Genomic DNA, 19,974 nt, shown 5'->3' with positions numbered 1-19,974 from the left:
GCTGTTTCTCCTCACTCCTCACTCCTCACTCCTCACTCCTCACTCCTCACTCCTCACTCCTCACTCCTCACGCCCAACCCGCGGAAGCCGGCACCGGCATTCCGGGGCATCCCTTCCCGAGAGGGGCTGAGGGCGCCAGGCCATGGGAAGCGCTACACGGTCCCCTGAACCAGCAGGTGGCGATTGCTGACCACCTCCACCGCCAGGCCATCCAGGCCCGCCTGCGCTAGCTGGTTACTCACCTCGTCGGGGGTAAAGGCAGCCAGAAGCGAATTATAGAAATCCCTACGCAGCTGCTCGGGCTCGCCCTCGGCATACCGGGCGACCAGGTCGGTGGCGTCCTCGGCGGCATCCGGTCGCTGCAGATCCATGACGTAAACCGCCGTACCTTTCCGGGTGACCCGCTTGATGGTCTGCCACAGCGTCTCGGGCTGGTGCAGGTGGTGCAGGAGGCTGTTGGAGACCACCGCGTTGAAGGGCATGGCCGGCGGCTCCAGGTCCTGAACGGTGCTGGTCACCAGCATGATCCGCCCTTCCTCCTCGGTGCCGGACAACGTTTCCCCGGCCAGGTCGATCATGGCTTGGGAGCCGTCCACCGCCTGGACCAGCGCACTCGGGAAGACTCGGGCCAAACGCAGGGGAATATCGCCGGGCCCGCATCCCAAGTCCAGGATAAAGGGGCTTCCCCCCAGCCAGGGGAAGGCCTGCCGGAACCCGTCCACGAAAGCGGTGTTGACCTGTTCGAAATCGGCCCGGGCATAGGCCCCGGCCTGTTCGGCCTCATCCATGAGCTCGGGCTCGGGGGTTCGCTCCATGCCGTCGCCTCCCCTGCCGGCATTCCGGGCCTTGGCATCACCGCTAGCCCGGGAAACCGGTTGATCTGTTAGGCTATTTTTAACTATATCGTGCCAAGGAAGGGGAGCCCACCATGCCAATCCTGCGCACCGCCGTCGTTACCGCTTCCGCCGGCCTGCTGTTCGCCGGCAGCGCCCACGCCCTGCCCCTGGCCGACATCGAGGTGGGCGCCCGTTACTGGCAGGCCGATCCCAGTGGCGACGTTGCCTATCAGGGCGACGATTTCGACGTGGCCGACGATCTTGATTTCGACAAGGAGGGCGCTCCCAACCTGTACGCCCGCGCCGCCCTGCCCTTTATTACCGTGGACGCCGAGTACACCGACCTGTCCTACGACGGCAATATCCAGCAAACCGTATCCACGTCGCAGTGGGGCGGCCAACAGGTGACCGCCAACGGCAGCTCCAGCTTCGACGCCACCCTCCTGCACGCCGGCGCCATGTTCAACGTGCCGCTGCCGATCGTGGACATCGGGCTGGGCCTGGGCGCCACCAAGGTCGATGCCGAGGCCGAGCTTCAAACCCAAGCGGGGAAGGAAACCGGAAGCGCGGACGTCACCCTGCCCGTGGCCAAGGCCGAGGCCCGCATCAACTTCCCCGCGCTGCCCCTTAACGCCGGCATCCGCGCCAACGGCATCGGCTACGACGGCGACAGCTACCGCGACATCACTGCCGAGGTGGGCTACGTCCTCGGCTTTCTCCAGATCAAGGCGGGCTATCGCCAGATCGCCGTGGACTACGACAGCAACGACCTGGAAGTGGATGCCGACTTCAGCGGGCCCTTCGCCGGCGTGCACCTGGCCTTCTGAAGGCTGAGTCCGGGGCCGGCCTCACCAACGCCAAGGAAGGGGCCGTGTTGGCCAATGAACCCCATAACGGTAGCCCGCCGGGCATCACCCTGGCCCTTGGCGGCGGGGGCGCCCGCGGGCTGGCCCATGCCGGGGTATTGCGCCTGCTCAGCGAGCACGGCATTACCGTCAAGGGGGTGGTGGGAACCAGCATCGGCGCCGAGATCGGGGCCTTCTATGGCGCCGGCCTCGGCTCCGAACGGATCGAGGCCATGGCCCGCGAAATAGACTGGATGGCCACGGTCAAGTTTTTCCTGCCCACTCTGGACAGCGGCGGCCTGACCTCCGGCGGCAACATTACCGCCTACCTCCGGAGCTATCTGGGCGAAGCAACTTTTGGCGACTGCCGGCCACCGCTTCGGGCCATTGCCACCAACATGCAAAACGGCCAAGAGGTGGTCCTGAGCGAGGGATCGCTGGTGGACGCGGTCCGGGCCAGTGTCGCCCTTCCCGGAATCATCTCGCCCCACAGCATCGGCGGCGCGCTCCTCGGCGATGGCGGCCTGGTCAATCCACTGGCGGTGGATGTGGCGCGCGAGGTCTTCGGCGGCCCCGTGGTCGCGGTGGCCGTGCATCCCGGGGCCCAGGAGGCCGACGAGGACGGCGAGTCCGAGCCGTTCCGCGACCCGTTGGAGGAGCAGGAAAGCCCGGCGCTCATGGAGAACCTTCGCCGGGCCGTTCAGATCACCCAGGCCCAGTTGGTGCGCTACCGGCTTGCGGCCAGTCCGCCCGACCTGCTGCTCAAACCGGTGGTTCCCAACATGGGCGTGCTGGAATTCTACCGGGGCAACGAGGCCTTCGAGGCCGGCGTGCGGGAAGCGCAGGCGAGCCTGGCTCAGCTCCGTGCGCTGGCGTCGATTTAACCGGCGCTTATACGGATTCCCCCCTCAATCCGCGGCGGGATATGGCACAATTCCCCGCGAACCGGTCGGCACCTCCCGGGGTCCCCGGTTCTCCTACCACCGAATCCGAAAAACGGTCGAGAGCTCTTCCCATGATTTTCGATAGCAGCATGGCCACCGCCCGCAACCGCTTCGCCCATGCCGGCGGGCAGATCAAGGAAGCCTACGAGAATTCCGATCTGGCAACCGGGGAGCAGGTCACCCCCACCGACCTCGTGGATGCCCTGGAGCAGCTACTGGAGATCCTGGAGCGCAATCCGGTGGACGATCCCACCGAGGCCATGCGCGAAGAAGGCGAGACCGCCAAGATCGGCAACCATGTTATGAACTTCCTGCAGGACCTTGGGGTCTATAGCGACCGCTTGGAGCTGCCCGAGACCACCAAGGAGCTGCAGGAGGTGGCCATCGCCGTCGCCATGTGGCTGGCTTCCTGGGAAGCCCCCATCCGCACCATCGACATGGTGGTCAACGGCCTGGGCCAGCTGGCCAACGACACTGGTGATCGTGAAGAGCTCCGGCGAATCCTTGAGATGATGGAGCGCACGGCGGAGTACGCCGGGCCGGAGATCAAGGCGGACCTGGAGACCACCAACCCCTACCGGGCTTGGCGCATCCTCCTGCTCAATACCGCCATCGTGGCGGTGCGGGCCCAGTACCTAGAGGGCGTCCGGCGCTCCTTCGAGCGCCTGAAACGGGGACTGCCAGAAGACGCCGAGGCCTTCTTCGCGGAAGCCGCCAATCAGGCCGAGGAGGGGGATTACGATCCGGAGGTGGTCGAGCTGGTACGCAGCTACACCGCCGGCGATCAGTAGATGCGGTCATCGACCGCGACTTGGTGGCAGGTTCCCGCGATGGTCGCGGTCGAGGACCGCTACCGTACCTCTTTTGCCGATCCGGGAGCACCGGGCCCGGCCAATCACGATGCGGACCTAGATGATGTCGGCCAGGACCAGCACCGCCCAGATCACCAAGAAGGCGCCAAGAATGCGGGTCGCCAGCTTGGGCGGCACCACCACGGCGGCCACGCCAGCGACCAAGGCGAGCAGCGGCTCCAGTTGGATATACACGGTGTCCCCTCCTTTTTTGATGGGCTGGAGGTTGCATGGTACGTCACCTCTCCGGGCCCCGCCATGATTGCCCTCCTGCCGTTACGACCATAGGTAGCCCGCCATGAATCAGGCCGTACACGCCCAGCGCCGCGAACGCCTCATGGAACGCATGGAAGGCGGCGTCGCCATTCTTCCCAATGCCTCGGTGAGGCTGCGCAACCGGGATGTGGAATACCCGTTCCGACCCAACTCCGACTTCCTCTACCTGACCGGCTTCAGCGAGCCGGACGCAGTGGCGGTGCTGGTTCCGGACCACCCCCAGCACCGCTACCTGCTGTTCGTGCCACCGCGGGATCCCGCCAAGGAGGTGTGGACCGGCAGGCGCACCGGCACCGAGGGGGCCGAGCGGCATTTCGGCGCGGACAAAGCCTATACGCTGGACGACCTCGACCGGGTGGTGCCGGAACTGCTCGCCGACCGCGACCAGCTGTACGTCCACTTCGGCCGGGAGAAGTCCTTCGACGACAAGGTCACCCGCTGGCTCAATGCCACCCGCGCCAAGGAGCGCCAGGGGGTGCGTGCCCCGGAGGTGCTGGTGGACGTGGAGGACATGATCCACGAGAGGCGGCTGATCAAAACGCCCGAGGAGCTCGAGCGCATGCGGGAGGCGGCGCGCATCTCCGCCGAGGCCCACCGCCGCGCCCAAGAGGTGACCCGGCCGGGCATGGCCGAGTACCAGGTTCAGGCGGAGATGGAGTACCTGTTCCACTACCACGGCGCCGAGCGCGTCGCCTATCCGTCCATCGTCGCCGGGGGCACCAACGCCTGCATCCTCCACTATACCGAGAACCGGAGCGAGCTAGGCGACGGCGACCTCCTGCTCATTGACGCGGGCTGCGAAGTGGAAGGCTACGCCGCCGACATCACCCGCACCTTCCCGGTGGGCGATACCGTGAGCGAGGGCCGCAGGCAGGTCTGGGACATCGTCGCCAGCGCCCAGCGGGCGGCCATCGACAAGGTTCGGGCGGGGAACACCTTCGACGCCTACCATCAGGCGGCCCTGCGTGTCCTGGTACAGGGCATGGTCGATCTGGGCCTGCTGGAGGGCGACGTCGACGGCCTCATCGAGCGCGGCGAATACCGCGATTTCTATATGCACCGCACCGGCCACTGGCTGGGTCTGGACGTCCACGACGTCGGCCGCTACAAGGTGGGCGGCGACCACTGGCGGACGCTGGAGCCGGGCATGACCCTCACGGTGGAGCCAGGCATGTACATTCCCCCCGATGCCGAGGACGTTCCTGCCGAGCTGCGGGGTACGGGTGTCCGCATTGAAGACGATGTTTTGGTAACCACGGACGCCCCGGAAGTGCTTACCCAGGCCGCGCCCAAGGAGCGCCCCTAGGCCCGCCTGCCCGGGCAGCCAAACTGGGCCTAGACGTTCTTATGGGGCTGGGAAGAGGGGTCCCAACCTGCTCAAGGGGATTATCTGGTCTGACCGCCCCCCTTCAGGGCATTGCCGACCTCTGCCACCGCGCTCTGGCTAATGCTGCGCAGTAGCTACGGATTGACCCGTCGCTTGGCCACCAGGATCAGTCGGGATTGGCTGTCGATGTCTCGGCTTACCACATACCTTTCCTGGTCCTGGACAAAGACAACCTCATTGCTGCCCTGCGCCACGGCGCTGGCCACGGTGCTTCCAAGATCTCCCAGCCAGGACCCCGCAGGGCGACGCGCCTCTCCGGCAAATCCCTTCGGTTGCTGGTCCCGATGCTTCCCCGTCCTCTCGCGCTACCGGAACGCCCCTGGAAGCGGTCTGATGGCTAACCAGGCGTTCAGGCAAACCTTCCGAGCGGCGAACTCCGCTGCGCTTACTTCTCTACAGGCTTTTCTCCCATCCCTAAACCGCGAACGTGTAACCTCCTGTGCGCTCGCCGGCACCGGTTGCACCGCGCCTCATGGCCCGTACCACTTACCAACCCATGCGGGGGACTCTGCTGACCACCCGACGGCCTATGCATGTTTTGAAAGTTTTTTATTGGCGCAAAGGTCTACGGGGTATCAATTAAAAACGCTAACGGGAAAAGCAGGGGAGAGGGGGCTAGGTTATGCACCAAGGAACGGTGCTAACGAGGCCCCTTCAAGGCAGGCGCCAAGGGGGCCCGTTTGGCGGAAGAGGCGTAAGACGGTCTGGGAACGGCCTACACGGGCAAACCACGGACCAGCCCAGCGAGCTCTGGCATAGACTCGGCGAAACGGGCCGGTTCCGGCGGGCGATGGCCGGAACAGTGGCAGGCCGGACCGCCGGCCACCAAAATCGGCGGCTCCCCCGCTTGGGCCAATGCCGTCAGGGTTGTCTCGACCTCGTTGTCCACGCCGCGGCGGCCTTCCACGGCCCCGAGGGCCAACCAGGCCAGACGGGCTTGCTGGTCCACCACGGCCCGGGTAAGCACACCAGGCGGAACAAACGCCCCCAGATTGAGGGTCCGCCAACCCTCGGCTGCGATCACGGTTGCGGCCATTAGGGAGGGCAGGGTGTAGGGATCCGTGGCATGCGCCCCGCCCACCGCCACGGGTGCCTCAGGGGCTGGGTCGGGCAACAAGGCACGCAAGCGGTCAAGGATCTGGGTGCAGATATCCACCGCACGATGCTCGATGTATATCCCCGCCTGGTCGTACTGCCATAGCTCACCCAGCGCGCGCATGGCGGGGGCCATAACCTCATCGACGAGTCTGGCAACCGAGTCACCGGCGACGAACCGCTGAATTACCAGCCGCTGAGCCTCCGCAGCCCGCCCTTCCTGCAGGGCGGCATGAAAGACCCCATCAATGGCACCGCCGGCCTCAGCCCCCGCTTCGGCTTCCGCGAGGCCCAACAGATCCGGCCGGAGTAAGGGATAACCCTGCTGCCGAACGAAGGCCAGGGCGTCGTTGCGAGGAATCCGGCGATGCCCCCCGAAGGTTCGAATAGCGTTGACGGTGCCTTCATCCACCCACCTTTTCAGGGAGGACTCGCTGACACCGATGGCCCGGGCCAGTTCTTTCGGCGACAGGGTGTTCTGCATAATGGGTCCGGAACACCTTGGGGTCTGGCGGGCACACTACGGTAACCGGCGGCTTCTGAGGAGCGGCTAGGCTGTCCGCACCCTTGTGCTGAGGCGGTCGAAACCCGGGCCTTGCCCTTAGGCAGGCTACAGCGTAGGCAGGGCGAGACGGCCCCCTCAGACCTGCTTGAGGGCCGCCACTAGATCGCCGGCCCCTTCCTGGGCATCGCGGAACAGAATGCGGGTATTGTCGGCAGTGAACAGGGGATTCTCCACCCCCGAAAAGCCGGCGCCTCGGCCCCGCTTAATTGCAAGGACGTTCTTGGCCTGGTCGACATTGAGGATGGGCATGCCGTAGATGGGGCTATCCGGGACGTTACGCGCCGAAGGGTTGACCACGTCGTTGGCACCGATGACCAGGGCCACATCCGCCCGTTCAAACTCGGGGTTGACGGTCTCCAGATCAGCGACCTTGTCGTAGGGCACCCCGGCCTCCGCCAGCAGCACGTTCATGTGCCCGGGCATGCGGCCGGCGACAGGGTGGATGGCGAAGGTGACCTCCACACCGCGCTCTTCGAGGCGCTTCACCAGCTCCCAAACCTTGTGCTGGGCCTGGGCCACTGCCATGCCGTAACCGGGCACGATGATCACCTTGCGGGCATACCCCAGCAAGATGCCGGCATCCACCGGCTCGATCCCCTTGAGCAGGCCACCGCTGCCCTCGGCGGCGGTGGTCGCCGCCGCCGAGCGAAAGCCGGCCGCCACCACCTGGAGTAGGGACCGGTGCATGGCCCGGGCCATGAGCTGAGTGAGAAGGGACCCCGCCGCGCCCACCACCGTACCGGCGATGATCATGGCCGGGTTGTCCAGCAGGAACCCCTCGAAGGCTACCGCCAAGCCGGTGGCAGCGTTGTACAGCGAGATCACCACCGGCATGTCGGCGCCGCCGATGGGCAGGGTGAGCAGTACCCCCAGGGCCAGCCCGGCGGCGAAAAAAGCCGCCACTACCCAGCCGGGCACCGGCAACAGCGCAACCAGCACCCCGCCTAGACCCAGTGCGGCCAGCACCAGCAAGGCATTGACCGCCGGCATGCCGGCAAACCGGAACGGCCGGCGCATCCAGCCCTGCAGCTTAGCGAAGGCCACGCCGCTGCCGGCGAAAGAGACGGTGCCGATCAGGGCACCCAGGAGACCGAGCACCAGGGGCGCGCCTGCGACCGTGCCCTGGCCGGCCATCTCCACAGCCGCAATGGCGGCAGCAGCCCCGCCGCCCATGCCGTTAAACAGGGCCACCCCCTGTGGCATGGCGGTCATGGGCACCTGTCGTCCGTAAACGGCCGCCAGGGCGCCGCCCAGGACCAGGGCCATGAGCATGAGGCCCAGGTTCCGGGTACCAGTATCCAGAAAGGTCACCGCAACCGCGATGACCATGCCGACCCCCACCCAGATGAGGCCCGGATGGGCCGTTCGCGGTGAGCTCATGCCGCGCAGACCCAGGATGAGCAGGACCGCCGCTACCAGATAGCCGCCGGCAACCACCCCACTCATCGGTCGTCCTCCCCGCCGGCGTTCTGGCTGGAGCGAAACATGCGCAGCATGCGCTCGGTTACTACGTAGCCGCCCACGGCGTTCATGGCGGCCAACAGCACGGCCAAAAAGCCCAGGGCCTGGCCCAGCGGGGCTTCAGCGTGGCTGAGGGCCACCATGGCCCCAACCAGGACGATGCCATGGGCGAAGTTGGAGCCTGCCATAAGGGGTGTATGCAGGGTCTCGGGTACCCGGCTGATGATCTCGTAGCCTGTAATGGCGGCCAGCAGAAAGATGTATAGGGCCGTGATGCCGTCGCTCATGAGCCTTCTCCTTCCACCCGGGCGCGCACGGCGTCCGGGACAATTCGACCGTTGCGGGTCAGCGCGGTTCGGGCGACCACCTCGTCCTCCCAATCGGGATGGAACTGGCCGTCACGGATAAGTCCGTCCAGGAAATTCGCCAGGTTGCGGGCGTACATCTCGCTAGCGTGCACCGGCAGCTGGCTGGGGATGTTACTGGGGCCAATGATGGTCACGCCCTCATGGGTCATGACCTCCCCGGCGCGGGTGCATTCGCAATTCCCGCCGGTCTCGGCCGCCAGGTCGACGATCACCGACCCCGGCCGCATGGCCGTTACGTCCGCCTCGCGCACCAGGAGCGGGGCGCGCTTGCCGGGGATGGCCGCTGTGGTGATGACCGCATCCATATCGGCCAAGTGCTCGGACAGCATCTCCTGCTCGGCTCGCTTCTCGTCGGCGCTAAGCTCGCGAGCGTAGCCGCCCTCGCCGCCGGCAGCCACCTCCGAGCGCAGGAACTTCGCGCCCAGGGATTCCACCTGTTCCGCCGTCTCCGGGCGCACGTCGTAGGCGGAGACCACCGCACCCAAGCGACGGGCAGTGGCGATGGCCTGAAGCCCGGAGACACCGGCGCCCACCACCAAGACCTTGGCCGGGCGCACGGTCCCGGCCGCAGTGGTGAGCATGGGGAAGAAGCGCGGGACCTGATCGGCGGCGATCAGGGCCCCCTTGTAGCCGGCAATGTTGGCCTGAGAGGACAGCGCGTCCATGGACTGAGCGCGGGAGATGCGGGGGACTTGTTCCATGGCGAAGGCGGTGACTCCCTTGTCCCGCAACCGGGCTACTCGCTCGGGATCCCCGAAGGGGTCGAGAAGACCCACTAGGGCCGTCTCGGAACCAAGCCGATCGATTTCTTCCAGGGTCGGCGGCTGCACCTTGAGGACCACGTCCGCCTCACCGAACAGGTCGGCGGGCTCCGCCACCATGCGCACACCGTGATAGTCGCCATCAAAGAAGTAAGCGCCGACTCCGGCACCAGGCTCCATGCGGATCTCGGCGCCCCTTCCGGTCAGCTGCTCGGCCACCGCCGGCACCAGAGCCACTCGGGACTCCCCGGCTACGGTTTCGCGCGGCACAGCAATGCGTACGCTCATGGACAGCTCCTGACGACGAAGCGAGAGACAATCTCTCTCAAATTGGGACAACGCCGGAGCGATGTCCGCTCACGTGGGGTGAGCCCCCAGCCGTGCGCTCTTCTGCCATCGCCCCGGGTAGTATAGGCTGCCAGCCCGCGCGCTCTTAAGGAAGCTTCCATGGCCAATGGTCCGCACTGCCCGGTTTGTAGCATGGCGGCGGATCCGGATGCCAGCACCCTGGAATACCGCCACATGCACTTCGCCTTCTGCTCCGAACCGTGCCGGGAGCACTTTCGGCGCAACCCCGAATCCTACCTGGAGTTGCGGCCTCCGCCGCGTCCAAGCGGGGGCGTCAAACAGCGCCGCCTGCGCCTGGGCCAACGCCTGACAGGCGACGAGAGCGAGACCCTGCGGGACCTGCTTGAAGGCATGATGGGGATAACCTCAGTGGAAATCCGCGGCGACCGGGTAGCCATCACCTACCAGCGCGACCAGACCAGCGACGACCGGCTGGAGGAGGAGCTGGTGGAGGCCGGCGACCGTCTGGGACAGGGCTGGGCCGACCGCCTGCGCCGGGCCTTCCGCCATTTCGAGGAGGAGAGCGGCGGCTGAGATACCGTCCCACGCGTTCCCCCCTCAATCGCCGCCCTCCTTCAATAGATGGCCCAGCCACATAGTCGCCATGCTGTCCGGCAAGCGGTTCTGGGACTGCCGCGCCCACAGGTTGGGCAGATCGATTTCGAGCAGGGGCTGGTCCTGCTCGGCGCAGGAGAACACCGTGCGGGTGCGCTCGCCGGTTTCCGGGTCCACGTGCCACTGCAAGCACTGCGAGCATACCCCCTTGAGCATGCACTGCATGGGGCTGCCGGCGGTGCCCTGGACCGTCACTTTCGGGTCGAAATACCCCGCCAGGGCACCGTCGACGGCCATGGCCTGCTGCATTCCGTACAGCAGCCCCGTCGAGCCCATCACCAGCACCTCGTCCACTTCGTCCAAACCGATACCGGTAACCGCCTCGGGCCCCAGCTCGCCGTCGCCGTAGCGGCGAACGAGGTCCACAGCGTCGGGAGTAACCACACTGATGTCCTGGGGCCGACTGGCCGTCACCGCCTCCCCGGAGGCAGTGGCCCACACGATCTGGTCGGTGGCCGCCTCCAGCTGGGCCTGATGGTAGGGCTCCTCGGCGCTGCGGAAGGCGCCGAAGTACACCACCCGGTTGCCGGCCGCGCGCAGGGCCGGGCCCAGGGAGAGCATGACCGCGGCGCCCCAGCGTCCAGCCACCACCATGACCGTCTTGCCCGTGCCCATCTCCGTGGGCGCCCCGGTGGGCCCCATGAGCACCAGCGGATCCCCGGGCGAGAAGCGCTCGGCCAGGCGGCCGCCGATGCCGCCCTTGAGCACGAACAGCCGCAGCATGTCGCCTTCCACCCCGGCCCCGGACACGGTCTGCAGGGGCATCTGCAGCCGCGTGCCGTCGGCCACCTCGCTGTGGGCCTCGAAGGTCTGCATGCGGAAGAACTGCCCCGGCCGGTAGTTGCGCGCCGCCAGCGGCGCGGTCACGCGCAGCTCCACCACCGCCGGATGACTGCTGTCGACGCTGGCCACCCGGGGCGTCAGCAGGTAGGCCATGCGCTCCCGGAAGGCCCGGTAGGCGTCCCCGTCGGTATCGGCGGCCGGCTGCTCGCCGAGCGCCCGCAGCACGTGGGGATAGCTGCGCAGGCCCGAGGCCACCGCCTTGACCACCGAACCGGCGAAGCCCGGGTGGGTATCGCCCAGAAAGCTCATGAAGCGATGGTCATGGGCGTAGGAGGTGAACGGCCCGAACTCGGCGTCCTTGCAGTGCTCGGGGGTATCCACCGCCTGCAGCTCGCCGCGGTGCTGGACGTGGGGCCGGTAGTGGTCGCCGTCGAGGTCGGCGGTGCCCGGGTGCTCGCGCTCGTAGATGGTGTTGGGCACGGTGCCGGCGGCCACCAGGATGGCGCGGGCCGGCAGCGCCACGTCCTCGGCCACGTTCTTGGGCCGGCCCTCGGCGTCCCGCCGGCGCCGGCACTGCAGGGTGGTCACGTGGCCGTGGTCGTCGAGCACGGCGTTCACCGGCTCCAGGCCCTCGGCGTAGTAGATGCCCTCCTCCAGGGCCTTGGCCACCTCCTCGTGGTTGCGCTGGTAGGCCGGCGACTCGCTCAGGCGCCGGCGGTAGGCGATGGTCACCCCGCCCCATTGGCGGATCAGGGGTAGAAAGTCCGGAGCACGGGCCTCTGCCTCGGCCTGGCGCCGCTCCTCCCGCACGGCCCGGCCGTGCTCCAGGAATTCCTCCAGGACCTCGGCGCTCTCGGCGTCCAGATTGGCCCGGACGGCCTCCTCGCCCAGGACCTCGCTCAGCCGCTCGTGGCGGTCCAGGGCCTTCTCCACCTGCTTGATGTAGTAGGCCTGGAGCTCGGTGGCGGTATCGATGGCGGTCAGGCCGCCGCCGATGACCACCGCCGGCAGACGCACCTGCAGGTTGGCCAGGCTGTCGTGCTTGGCCGCGCCGGTGAGCTGCAGGGCCATGAGGAAGTCGTTGGCCTGGCGCATGCCCTTGGCCAGGCTGTTGCCCACCGGGACGACCCTGGGCAAGCCCGCCCCGGAGGCATTGGCCACGTGGTGGAAGCCCAGCCGCCAGGCATCTTCCAAAGTGACCGTGCCGCCCAGGCGCACGCCGCCGAACACCTGGAAGGTGGGCCGGCGCGCCAGGGTCAGGTAGATCAGCTTGAGGAAGTTCTTGTCCCAGCGCACCGTGATGCCGTACTCGGCGACGCCGCCGAAGCCGTAGTTGGTGCGGCTGTCCAGCGGCTCCTCCAACTGGTGGTAGTCGCGAATGGGCTCGTCAACCTGCTCCTGCGGCAGCGGCTCGATCTTGAGGCCGTCGATGCCCACCACGGCGCAGCCGGCCTGGGTCAGGTGGTGGGCCAGGGTGAAGCCGGCCGGCCCCATGCCCGAGACCAGGACCTTGCGGCCGTTGAAGGCAGCGGTGACGTACTGCTCCTGGCGCAGGGGATTCCAGCGCGTGAGCAGATCAAAGACCTCCACCCCCCAGGGCAGGTCGAGGACATCCGTCAGAACACGCGTCTCGATCTGCGGGATGTCCACCGGCTCCTGCTTCTGGTAGATGCACGCCTTCATGCAGTCGTTGCAGATGCGGTGACCGGTGGCCGGCACCATGGGGTTGTCCACCATGACCACCGCCAGCGGCGCGATGGTGTGGCCATCGCGCTTGAGCGCGTGCATCTCGGAGATCTTCTCGTCCAGCGGACAACCGTGGAGGATGTTGTCGTTGGGGCTGACCTTGAAGCCCAGCTCCGGCTCGCCCTTCTTCTCCGGGAAGCCCATGGAGCAGAAGTCGCCGTCGTGGTCGTGGCAGAAGACGCAGTAGTTGACCGCGTTCTGGACCTCGCGCGCCGAGGCGCGCGGGTCGGTGAGGGCGAAGCCGTCGCGTAGGCGGAAGGGACCGGGCGATTCCACCGCGCTGTCGGGGCCGTCGGCGGCCGCCTGCACGCTGACCAGCTCGTCGGGGTCCACCTTGGCCGGCTGATCGAAGGCCGACCAGCCGGCGGTGGCGGCCAGGCCGTCTTCGGTCTCGCGCGCCCGCACCGCCCAGCGCGCCAGCTTGTCCAGCGCCTCCTTGTTGGCGCGCTTGTCCGCCAGCCAGGCCACCGTCAGCTCGCCCACCGCCAGCTCGCGGTCGGGGCACTCGATGCCTTGGACGGCGAGCTGCTCGTCCAGCCAGGCATCCAGGACCTCGAAATCCTCGGCCACCTCGCCCCAAAGGCGACGGGCCCGCTTCCAGACCACGTCCTGCTGGAAGGCAGCCACCGGATTGTGGGCAGCGGTGGCGTGGCCGACCTCGGCGGTGGCTTCCTCGATACCGAACAAGGCGGTGACGAAGGCCTCCACATGGGGTCCCAGGTCGATCAGAAGCTGGCTGTAGGCCAGGTTCTCGGGAAGGTCGCCGGCGGCACGGAAGGCGTTCAGGCGCTCCAGGAGGCCGCCGTCGCGCTCGCCCAGGAAGGTCCGGAAGCGCTCGTCGAGGCGATGCAGGCCCTCGGCGCGGCGCAGGTCGGCATAACTCAGGCCATCGAACTGGACGGGATCGGCGCTAGGCAAGGGATTACCTCGGAAGTCGGATCGGGAATAGGGTCAACCTTTGATCAGGACCCCGGCAAGGGGAGATCGGTTCCATGCGCCGTTTGCAAAGCCGCCCCTGGTGGGCAAGGGTGGAGGAAGGCGGCACCACGGAGACCAGACCATGGCACCACGGCTCGGCCTCGCCGGAATGACACTGGCGCTTGGACTGGCGGCCACCGGCACCGCCCAGGCGGGGAGCCTCACCCTTCCGGCGCCGGACACCGGAACCGGCCTCTCTGTCACCGAAGCCCTGGACCAACGCCACTCGGTGCGGGATTTCCGGGAAGGTCCCATTTCGCTGGCGAACGCAGGCCAGATCCTATGGGCGGCCCAGGGCACAAACCGCCCTGAAGGCCGAACCGCCCCCTCGGCGGGGGGCCTGTACCCCCTCACCGTCTACCTGGTCGCCGGGGCGGTGGCCGATCTCCCCGCGGGGATCTACCGGTTCCTCCCGGAAGGTCATCGCCTGGAGCGAGTGGCCGAGGGCGATCAGCGGGACCGGCTGGCGCGGGCGGCTCGGGGCCAGACCTGGGTCCGCGGGGCGCCGGCGGTTCTGGTCATCACCGCCGTCTACGCCCGGACCACCGGCAAGTACGGTAACCGCGGCCGCCGCTACGTCCATATCGAGGTGGGCCACGCCGGCCAGAACGTCTACCTCCAGGCCGAGGCTCTGGGGCTGGGGACCGTGATGGTGGGGGCCTTCGCCGACGCCGCGGTGGCCCGGATCCTGGGATTGGAAGAGAAGGCGGTCCCCCTGGCCCTCATGCCCATCGGTCGTCCAGGATAGGCCCGCTCTACCCCTCCAGATCCTCCCGCTTCTGAAGGTACTCGTCACGGTCGATCTCGCCCTTGGCGTAGCGCTCCTCCAGGACCTCCAGGGCCCGCTTGCGGCCACTGCCCGCTGACCCGGGTGGATTGCCGGAGGAAGCCAGCAGGCGCACCAGCGCCGCGATGGCGAGGACCAGCAGGATCCCGAACAGGATCATGAAGATCCCGCCGCCGCCCCACATCCAGAAGCCGTCATGCTGATACATGGAGGAACCTTTCTTTGCGTCGGCCCGGGGATGGCCCAGGCGGTCCAAACCGGCGTTCCTCCATTAAGGCACAACGGCGGCGCCGGACCAAGCGAACGCCGACCGGCCAGCGGGTGCTGACCCACTTGAAAGGAACCGATGCGGGCCCCAATCTGTCTTACCGTTAAAGCACCCCAGAGTCCCTGGGGCACAACCTGAAAGACCAAGCGTGGTGAGCAGCCGCCACCGACACCCCTGGATCCGCACCCTGGTCGCCCTCTGGACCCTGCTCTGGATGGTGCTGACGATACCGTGCGTCATGGCCGGCCCCCTGGACAGCACCGCCCCCCCTTCCGGGGGCTCCGAGAGCGCCGCGGAGCATACCGCGCCCGAGACCCCCGATGACTCCGGCGGGCTGGTTTGCCTCCACGACTGCAGCCAGTCCACCCAGGGCCACACCCTGGAGGCGACCCCGTCCGGGTCCCCGTCGCCCGCCCTGGCCGGGCCTAGCTTCGGGAGCCCCCTAGCCGCTCCCACCCCGGTCCGGATTCCCCGGGACCGCGTCAGCGCCCCGCCGCATCCCCGAGCCGCAACCTACCTGCTTAACCAGACCTTCCTTATTTAACCGTCAACCCGAGCGCCGTCGACGCCTCGGGCCACCGGCTTGGTGTGTCCGGAGCTCGCGGGGCACCAATCCGCTGCGACCGTCCACCGCCCGACCAAGCACCGGCCACCGCGCCGGATCCGGTCGAGCATCCTGACGGCAAGTGCTTTGGTTTTCCTTAACCAGGAGAGGCTCAATGAGCAAGCAATACGACCCATCCCCCTTCAACCGGCGCCGGTTCCTGCAGAGCATGGCCGCCATGGGCCTGCTTACCGGGGTCCAGGGGCTGTTCCCGGCGTTCGCCTGGAACCAGACCGGCAACCCCGAGGCGCCCCGGCGACGCGAGGGCGATACCGACATCATCGACATCACCATCGAACGCCAGGAGATCGAGATCGCCGGCGGCACCGCCGAGGCCATCACCATGAACGGCACCGTGCCCGGCCCCATCATCCGGCTGCAGGAAGGGCGCAACGCGGTGCTGCGTGTCCACAACAAGCTGGCGGAGTCCACCTCCATCCACTGGCACGGCATCCTGCTGCCGTTCGAGATGGACGGCGTGCCCGGGGTGACCTTCCCCGGCATCGCCCCCGGGGAGACCTTCGAGGCCCGCTTCCCGGTCAAGCAGAGCGGCACCTACTGGTACCACAGCCACACCGGCCTGCAGGAGCAGCTCGGCCAGTACGGCGCCCTGGTCATCGACCCCGCCGAGGCCGTCCCCAAGACGCCCGCCTACGACCGCGACTACTCGGTGGTCCTGTCCGATTGGACCTTCGAAGATCCAGACGATGTCTTCCGCAAGCTCAAGGTGGCCGAGGGCTACTACAACTACCAAAAGCGCACCGTCGGGGACTTCTTCCAGGACGTTGCCGACAAGGGCTGGAGCAAGGCCCGGATGGAGCGCGGCATGTGGGGGCAGATGCGCATGAGCGCCCGCGACATGCTGGACGTCACCGGCGCCACCTATACCTACCTGATCAACGGGCTGGGCCCGGAAGGCAACTGGACCGGGCTGTTCAACGCCGGCGAGCGCGTGCGGCTGCGGGTGATCAATGCCTCGGCCATGAGCTTCTTCGACGTGCGCATCCCGGGCCTGAAGATGACCGTCATCGAGGCCGATGGCCAGCCGGTGGAGCCGGTGGCCGTGGACGAATTCCGCATCGGCGTGGCCGAGACCTACGACGTCATCGTCGAGCCCGAGGGCGAGCAGGCCTACACCCTGGTCGCCGAGGCCATGGACCGTTCCGGCATGGGCCGCGCCACGCTCGCCCCCCAAGCCGGCATGGCGGCCGAGGTGCCCGAGCTGCGCCCGGTGCCCGAGCGCGGCCTGTCGGACATGGGCATGGGGATGGACCACATGGCCATGGACGGCGACTCCATGGAGGGGGACTCCATGAACGACTCCGGCATGGAAGGCGACGGCATGGACCACGGCAGCATGAGCGGCGGGCAGGGCCATGACGGGTGGCCGCTGGCCGGACGCAATATCGGCCACGCCCCCGACAAGCACGGACCCGGCGCCGCCATGGTGGCCATGAACCCGCAGTATCGCCTGGACGACCCCGGTGTGGGGCTGCAGGGCACCGACCACAAGGTCCTGGTCTACAACGACTTGCGGGCCCGGCGTCCCTATCCGGACCGCCGGGAGCCGGAGCGGGAGATCGAGCTCCACCTCACCGGCAACATGGAGCGCTACATGTGGTCCTTCGACGGCGACAAGTTCAGCGAGGTGGACAGCCCCATCCAATTCGGCCGGGACGAGCGCCTGCGGCTGATCATGGTCAACGACACCATGATGGACCACCCCATCCACCTCCACGGCATGTGGATGGAGCTGGAGAACCGCCACGGCGAGTATCGCCCGCGCAAGCACACCATCGTGATGAAGCCGGGGGAGATGCTGTCGGCCCGGATCACCCCGGACGCGCCGGGGTACTGGTTCTTCCACTGCCACCTGCTCTACCACATGAAGGCCGGGATGGCCCGCGTCGTTCAAGTCGCCTAACCGGATCGGAGAGACCATCATGACTCGCAATACCACGACGACACCCTTCGCCGTCCTGGCCTTCGCCGGCTTCCTGGTCACGCTGCCGGGCAGCGCCGTCGCCGACGGCCAGGCCGAATACGCCGAGAAGCGCGGCTGGGAGGCGCCGATCCACGACGACTACCAGGGCCGTCTGCTGTTCGACCGTCTCGAATACGCCGCCGGCGACGACGAGGACACCCTCAACTACGAGTTCATCGGCTGGTACGGGGGCGACACCAACCGCCTGTGGCTAGAGGGCGAGGGCGAGGACGTCATCGACCCCGGCGGCGAAGGCGGTCACCTGGAGACCCTGGACCTGCTCTACGGTCGCCTGATCTCGGCCTTCTGGGACATCCAGGCGGGTGTGAGCTACGAGCGGGAGTACGGTCCCGGACCGGACCACGACCGCGCCTTCGCGGTCCTAGGCATCCAGGGCCTGGCTCCCTATTGGTTCGAGACCGATGCCAACCTGCGGGTTTCCGAGGACGGTGACGCCTCGGCCGACCTAGAGCTCGAGTACGACTGGCTGCTGTCTCAGCGCACCGTGCTCCAGCCCCGCTTCGAGACCGCCTACGCCTTCTCCGAGGCGGCGGATTTCGGCGTCGGCAAGGGCCTGACCAACGTCAAGCTGGGCCTGCGCCTGCGCTACGAGATCCGGCGGGAGTTCGCTCCCTATGTGGGGGTCTCCTGGAACCGCAAGCTGGGCGACACGGCCGACCTGGCCGAGGCCGAGGGCAACGACGACAGCCGCCTGACCGCGCTGGCCGGCATCCGGATGTGGTTCTGAGCTCAACCGACACCGGGGGCCCGCGCGGCGGCCCCCCTTCCCTGATAGGAGGAGCGCATGATGGGTAACGGCGGATTCGGCATGGGATTTGGCGGGCCGTTGATCTGGATCCTGGTGATCGTGGTCCTGGTGGCCCTGGTCCCCTGGGTGGTCCGGCAGGGCTCCCAGAATTCGGCCGCGGGAGGCGGTGGCGCCGGCTCCAACCGGGCCCTGGAGGTGCTCAAAGAACGCTACGCCCGCGGCGAGATCGACCGCGAGGAATACCAGCGTAAACGGACCGACCTGGAGGAATGAGCCAACCGTCCTCCCGGCGGGCGAACCCAAACCCGACGAACCCAGCAACAATCGAGGGGAACCCTCATGACGCATAAACCATCTGCCAAGCGCCTGCTTGTTGGCCTACTCGGGGTCGTGGGCGCAGTCGGCCTGAGCGCCTGCGCCGGCATGCACACCGAGACCCCGGAGGCGAACAGCCCGCGACCGGCCCAGACCTACGCCACCCTGCAAGGCGCCGATGCGGTAGCCGACCTGGGCGCCGGCGCCACCTAGCCGGCGGGCAAGGGCATGACCTACATCACCGTGGGGCCCGACGAGCGCTGGGTTCCAGTGCCCCGCCCCAGAAGTGCGTAGGGGTTCTGAGCGATCTGCGCCGGTCCAGAGCAAGGCGCGCCGACGAAGGCGGGCTCCCTGCCCGTCGAGGAGGCGCAACACAGCGCTGGGCCGGCGCAGACGCTCCCTCCGGGCGAGCCGCGATGGCGGACGGCGCGGCGTCAGCGCTCCTGGACGGGCAACCAGCCCGCCGGCGTCGCGCTTCCTTGCGGTGCCCGCCATCCCGGCTCGCAGAACCCCTGCGCACTTCTGGGGCGGGGCACCAGCCACGGCCAGTGCCGAGAACCGGGTCTACGTCTACAACGCCCGCAAGGGCGGCGCGCTGCGCAAAACCATCCCGGTGGGCAACAGCCCCAAGGGGGTCAAGATCGGTCCCGGGGGTGATTACGCCCTGGTTGCCAACGAGGGCTCGGACAGCGTCAGCGTCATCGACCTGGGCCGGATGGCGGTGACCAAGGAGATCACCGTGGGCGACACGCCCCACAACAGCGTATTCACACCCGACGGCTCGCGCGCCTACGTGACCCTCCAGGGCGAGAAGTCGGTGGCGGTCCTCGACATGGCTCGGCTGGCCAAGACCGGCGAGCTGCCCGCGGGCGAGTCGCCGCACAACGTCGATATCGGGCCTGACGGCGAGCGCCTTTACGTGGCCAACATCGGCTCCCGGGATCTGACGGTCACCGACATCGCCGGTGGCGAGGTGGTGGCGCGCATTCCGCTGAGCCCGCCGCACTACGGCGTGGATGTCACGCCGGACGGGCGTTACTTGCTCGCCACCGGCGTCGGCCGCTCGGTGGTCAATGTCATCGACGCGGACAGCCTCGAGCGCATCAAGCAGATCGAGGTGGGCCAGGGGCCCCATGGTGTGCGGGCCGCCGCCGGCGGCCGGTACGCCTATGTGGCCGTCACGGGGCCCGATGAGGTGGCGGTGATCGACCTCCAGGAGCTGGAGGTGGTCAAAACCGTCAAGCCCGGCAAGAGTCCCTTCTGGCTGGCCCATGTCGGCAACCCCTGAACGTGGAAAGTCCGGCTGGCTCAGGAAAAGGGCCGCCGATCCGAATGGGCTGCTGTAGGAACGCTCACCGAGCGCGACCTATGGGGCCCTATCCACAGGT

At 67.7% G+C, this 19,974-nt stretch carries 21 protein-coding genes; 12 read left to right on the top strand and 9 right to left on the bottom strand.

The annotated features are described in order from the left end of the window. Positions 1–152: 152 nt before the first annotated feature. Entirely contained in the window at positions 153–815 is a 663-nt protein-coding gene (locus tag V5A19_RS06165; protein ID WP_332318401.1) for a class I SAM-dependent methyltransferase, read from the bottom strand. A 113-nt stretch (positions 816–928) separates the two neighbouring features. Here V5A19_RS06165 and V5A19_RS06160 point away from each other — a divergent pair, with 113 nt between their 5' ends. The 3 genes from V5A19_RS06160 (at position 929) to V5A19_RS06150 (ending at position 3,416) form a co-directional block, all read left to right on the top strand. Further along, complete coding sequence (locus V5A19_RS06160) at positions 929–1,663, top strand: TIGR04219 family outer membrane beta-barrel protein (RefSeq protein WP_332318400.1); 735 nt, start codon at positions 929–931, stop codon at positions 1,661–1,663. A gap of 44 nt (positions 1,664–1,707) precedes the next feature. Continuing rightward, positions 1,708–2,565: a patatin-like phospholipase family protein gene (locus tag V5A19_RS06155; protein ID WP_332318399.1), complete on the top strand. Its 858-nt coding sequence runs from the start codon at positions 1,708–1,710 to the stop codon at positions 2,563–2,565. Between the two features lie 131 nt (positions 2,566–2,696). Beyond that, a complete protein-coding gene (locus V5A19_RS06150; protein ID WP_332318398.1) occupies positions 2,697–3,416 on the top strand; it encodes a hypothetical protein in 720 nt (239 codons plus the stop codon). 117 nt (positions 3,417–3,533) lie between these two features. On the opposite strand, the gene V5A19_RS06145 is transcribed toward V5A19_RS06150, so the two are convergent. Continuing rightward, on the bottom strand, positions 3,534–3,671 hold the full coding sequence (locus tag V5A19_RS06145) for a hypothetical protein (RefSeq protein WP_332318397.1): 138 nt from the start codon (positions 3,669–3,671) through the stop codon (positions 3,534–3,536). 103 nt (positions 3,672–3,774) lie between these two features. Here V5A19_RS06145 and V5A19_RS06140 point away from each other — a divergent pair, with 103 nt between their 5' ends. Next, positions 3,775–5,058: an aminopeptidase P N-terminal domain-containing protein gene (locus tag V5A19_RS06140; RefSeq protein ID WP_332318396.1), complete on the top strand. Its 1,284-nt coding sequence runs from the start codon at positions 3,775–3,777 to the stop codon at positions 5,056–5,058. 155 nt (positions 5,059–5,213) lie between these two features. Here V5A19_RS06140 and V5A19_RS06135 read toward each other — a convergent pair whose 3' ends face one another. From V5A19_RS06135 to V5A19_RS06115, 5 genes are all read right to left on the bottom strand, one after another. Next, entirely contained in the window at positions 5,214–5,345 is a 132-nt protein-coding gene (locus tag V5A19_RS06135) for a hypothetical protein (RefSeq protein ID WP_332318395.1), read from the bottom strand. A 509-nt stretch (positions 5,346–5,854) separates the two neighbouring features. Further along, complete coding sequence (locus V5A19_RS06130; RefSeq protein WP_332318394.1) at positions 5,855–6,718, bottom strand: excisionase family DNA-binding protein; 864 nt, start codon at positions 6,716–6,718, stop codon at positions 5,855–5,857. Between the two features lie 156 nt (positions 6,719–6,874). Beyond that, a complete protein-coding gene (locus tag V5A19_RS06125; RefSeq protein ID WP_332318393.1) occupies positions 6,875–8,245 on the bottom strand; it encodes an NAD(P)(+) transhydrogenase (Re/Si-specific) subunit beta in 1,371 nt (456 codons plus the stop codon). After that, positions 8,242–8,547, bottom strand: coding sequence for an NAD(P) transhydrogenase subunit alpha (locus V5A19_RS06120; RefSeq protein ID WP_332318392.1), 306 nt, complete (start codon positions 8,545–8,547; stop codon positions 8,242–8,244). The genes V5A19_RS06125 and V5A19_RS06120 overlap by 4 nt, the downstream gene beginning before the upstream one ends. Beyond that, positions 8,544–9,677: a Re/Si-specific NAD(P)(+) transhydrogenase subunit alpha gene (locus V5A19_RS06115; RefSeq protein ID WP_332318391.1), complete on the bottom strand. Its 1,134-nt coding sequence runs from the start codon at positions 9,675–9,677 to the stop codon at positions 8,544–8,546. Before V5A19_RS06115 ends, V5A19_RS06120 begins: the two co-directional genes overlap by 4 nt. A 159-nt stretch (positions 9,678–9,836) precedes the next feature. Here V5A19_RS06115 and V5A19_RS06110 point away from each other — a divergent pair, with 159 nt between their 5' ends. Continuing rightward, complete coding sequence (locus V5A19_RS06110; RefSeq protein WP_332318390.1) at positions 9,837–10,271, top strand: hypothetical protein; 435 nt, start codon at positions 9,837–9,839, stop codon at positions 10,269–10,271. Positions 10,272–10,295: 24 nt separating this feature from the next. On the opposite strand, the gene V5A19_RS06105 is transcribed toward V5A19_RS06110, so the two are convergent. Continuing rightward, positions 10,296–13,799, bottom strand: coding sequence for a hypothetical protein (locus tag V5A19_RS06105; RefSeq protein ID WP_332318389.1), 3,504 nt, complete (start codon positions 13,797–13,799; stop codon positions 10,296–10,298). 142 nt (positions 13,800–13,941) lie between these two features. Between V5A19_RS06105 and V5A19_RS06100 the strand changes: the two genes are divergently transcribed. Further along, on the top strand, positions 13,942–14,607 hold the full coding sequence (locus V5A19_RS06100; protein WP_332318388.1) for a SagB/ThcOx family dehydrogenase: 666 nt from the start codon (positions 13,942–13,944) through the stop codon (positions 14,605–14,607). 7 nt (positions 14,608–14,614) lie between these two features. Here the strand turns inward: V5A19_RS06100 and V5A19_RS06095 are convergent, their stop codons facing one another. Further along, complete coding sequence (locus tag V5A19_RS06095; protein ID WP_332318387.1) at positions 14,615–14,854, bottom strand: SHOCT domain-containing protein; 240 nt, start codon at positions 14,852–14,854, stop codon at positions 14,615–14,617. 211 nt (positions 14,855–15,065) lie between these two features. On the opposite strand from V5A19_RS06095, the gene V5A19_RS06090 reads away from it, so the two are divergent. From V5A19_RS06090 to V5A19_RS06065, 6 genes are all read left to right on the top strand, one after another. After that, positions 15,066–15,458 (top strand): hypothetical protein, encoded by a 393-nt coding sequence (locus V5A19_RS06090; protein ID WP_332318386.1) that lies wholly within the window; start codon positions 15,066–15,068, stop codon positions 15,456–15,458. A 175-nt stretch (positions 15,459–15,633) separates the two neighbouring features. After that, the gene (locus tag V5A19_RS06085) at positions 15,634–17,442 is read left to right on the top strand and encodes a copper resistance system multicopper oxidase (RefSeq protein WP_332318385.1); all 1,809 of its coding nucleotides are present in this window, start codon (positions 15,634–15,636) and stop codon (positions 17,440–17,442) included. A 19-nt stretch (positions 17,443–17,461) separates the two neighbouring features. After that, entirely contained in the window at positions 17,462–18,250 is a 789-nt protein-coding gene (locus V5A19_RS06080) for a copper resistance protein B (RefSeq protein WP_332318384.1), read from the top strand. Positions 18,251–18,307: 57 nt separating this feature from the next. After that, positions 18,308–18,544, top strand: a complete 237-nt coding sequence (locus V5A19_RS06075) for an SHOCT domain-containing protein (RefSeq protein ID WP_332318383.1) — start codon at positions 18,308–18,310, stop codon at positions 18,542–18,544. A gap of 66 nt (positions 18,545–18,610) precedes the next feature. Further along, positions 18,611–18,799 (top strand): hypothetical protein, encoded by a 189-nt coding sequence (locus V5A19_RS06070; protein ID WP_332318382.1) that lies wholly within the window; start codon positions 18,611–18,613, stop codon positions 18,797–18,799. A 271-nt stretch (positions 18,800–19,070) separates the two neighbouring features. Next, complete coding sequence (locus V5A19_RS06065) at positions 19,071–19,874, top strand: YVTN family beta-propeller repeat protein (protein ID WP_332318381.1); 804 nt, start codon at positions 19,071–19,073, stop codon at positions 19,872–19,874. Positions 19,875–19,974 lie beyond the last annotated feature (100 nt).

The sequence above is a fragment of the Thiohalorhabdus sp. genome (genome assembly GCF_036628635.1).
Lineage (GTDB): Bacteria > Pseudomonadota > Gammaproteobacteria > Thiohalorhabdales > Thiohalorhabdaceae > Thiohalorhabdus.
This window is presented reverse-complemented; position numbering and strand designations above follow the sequence as displayed.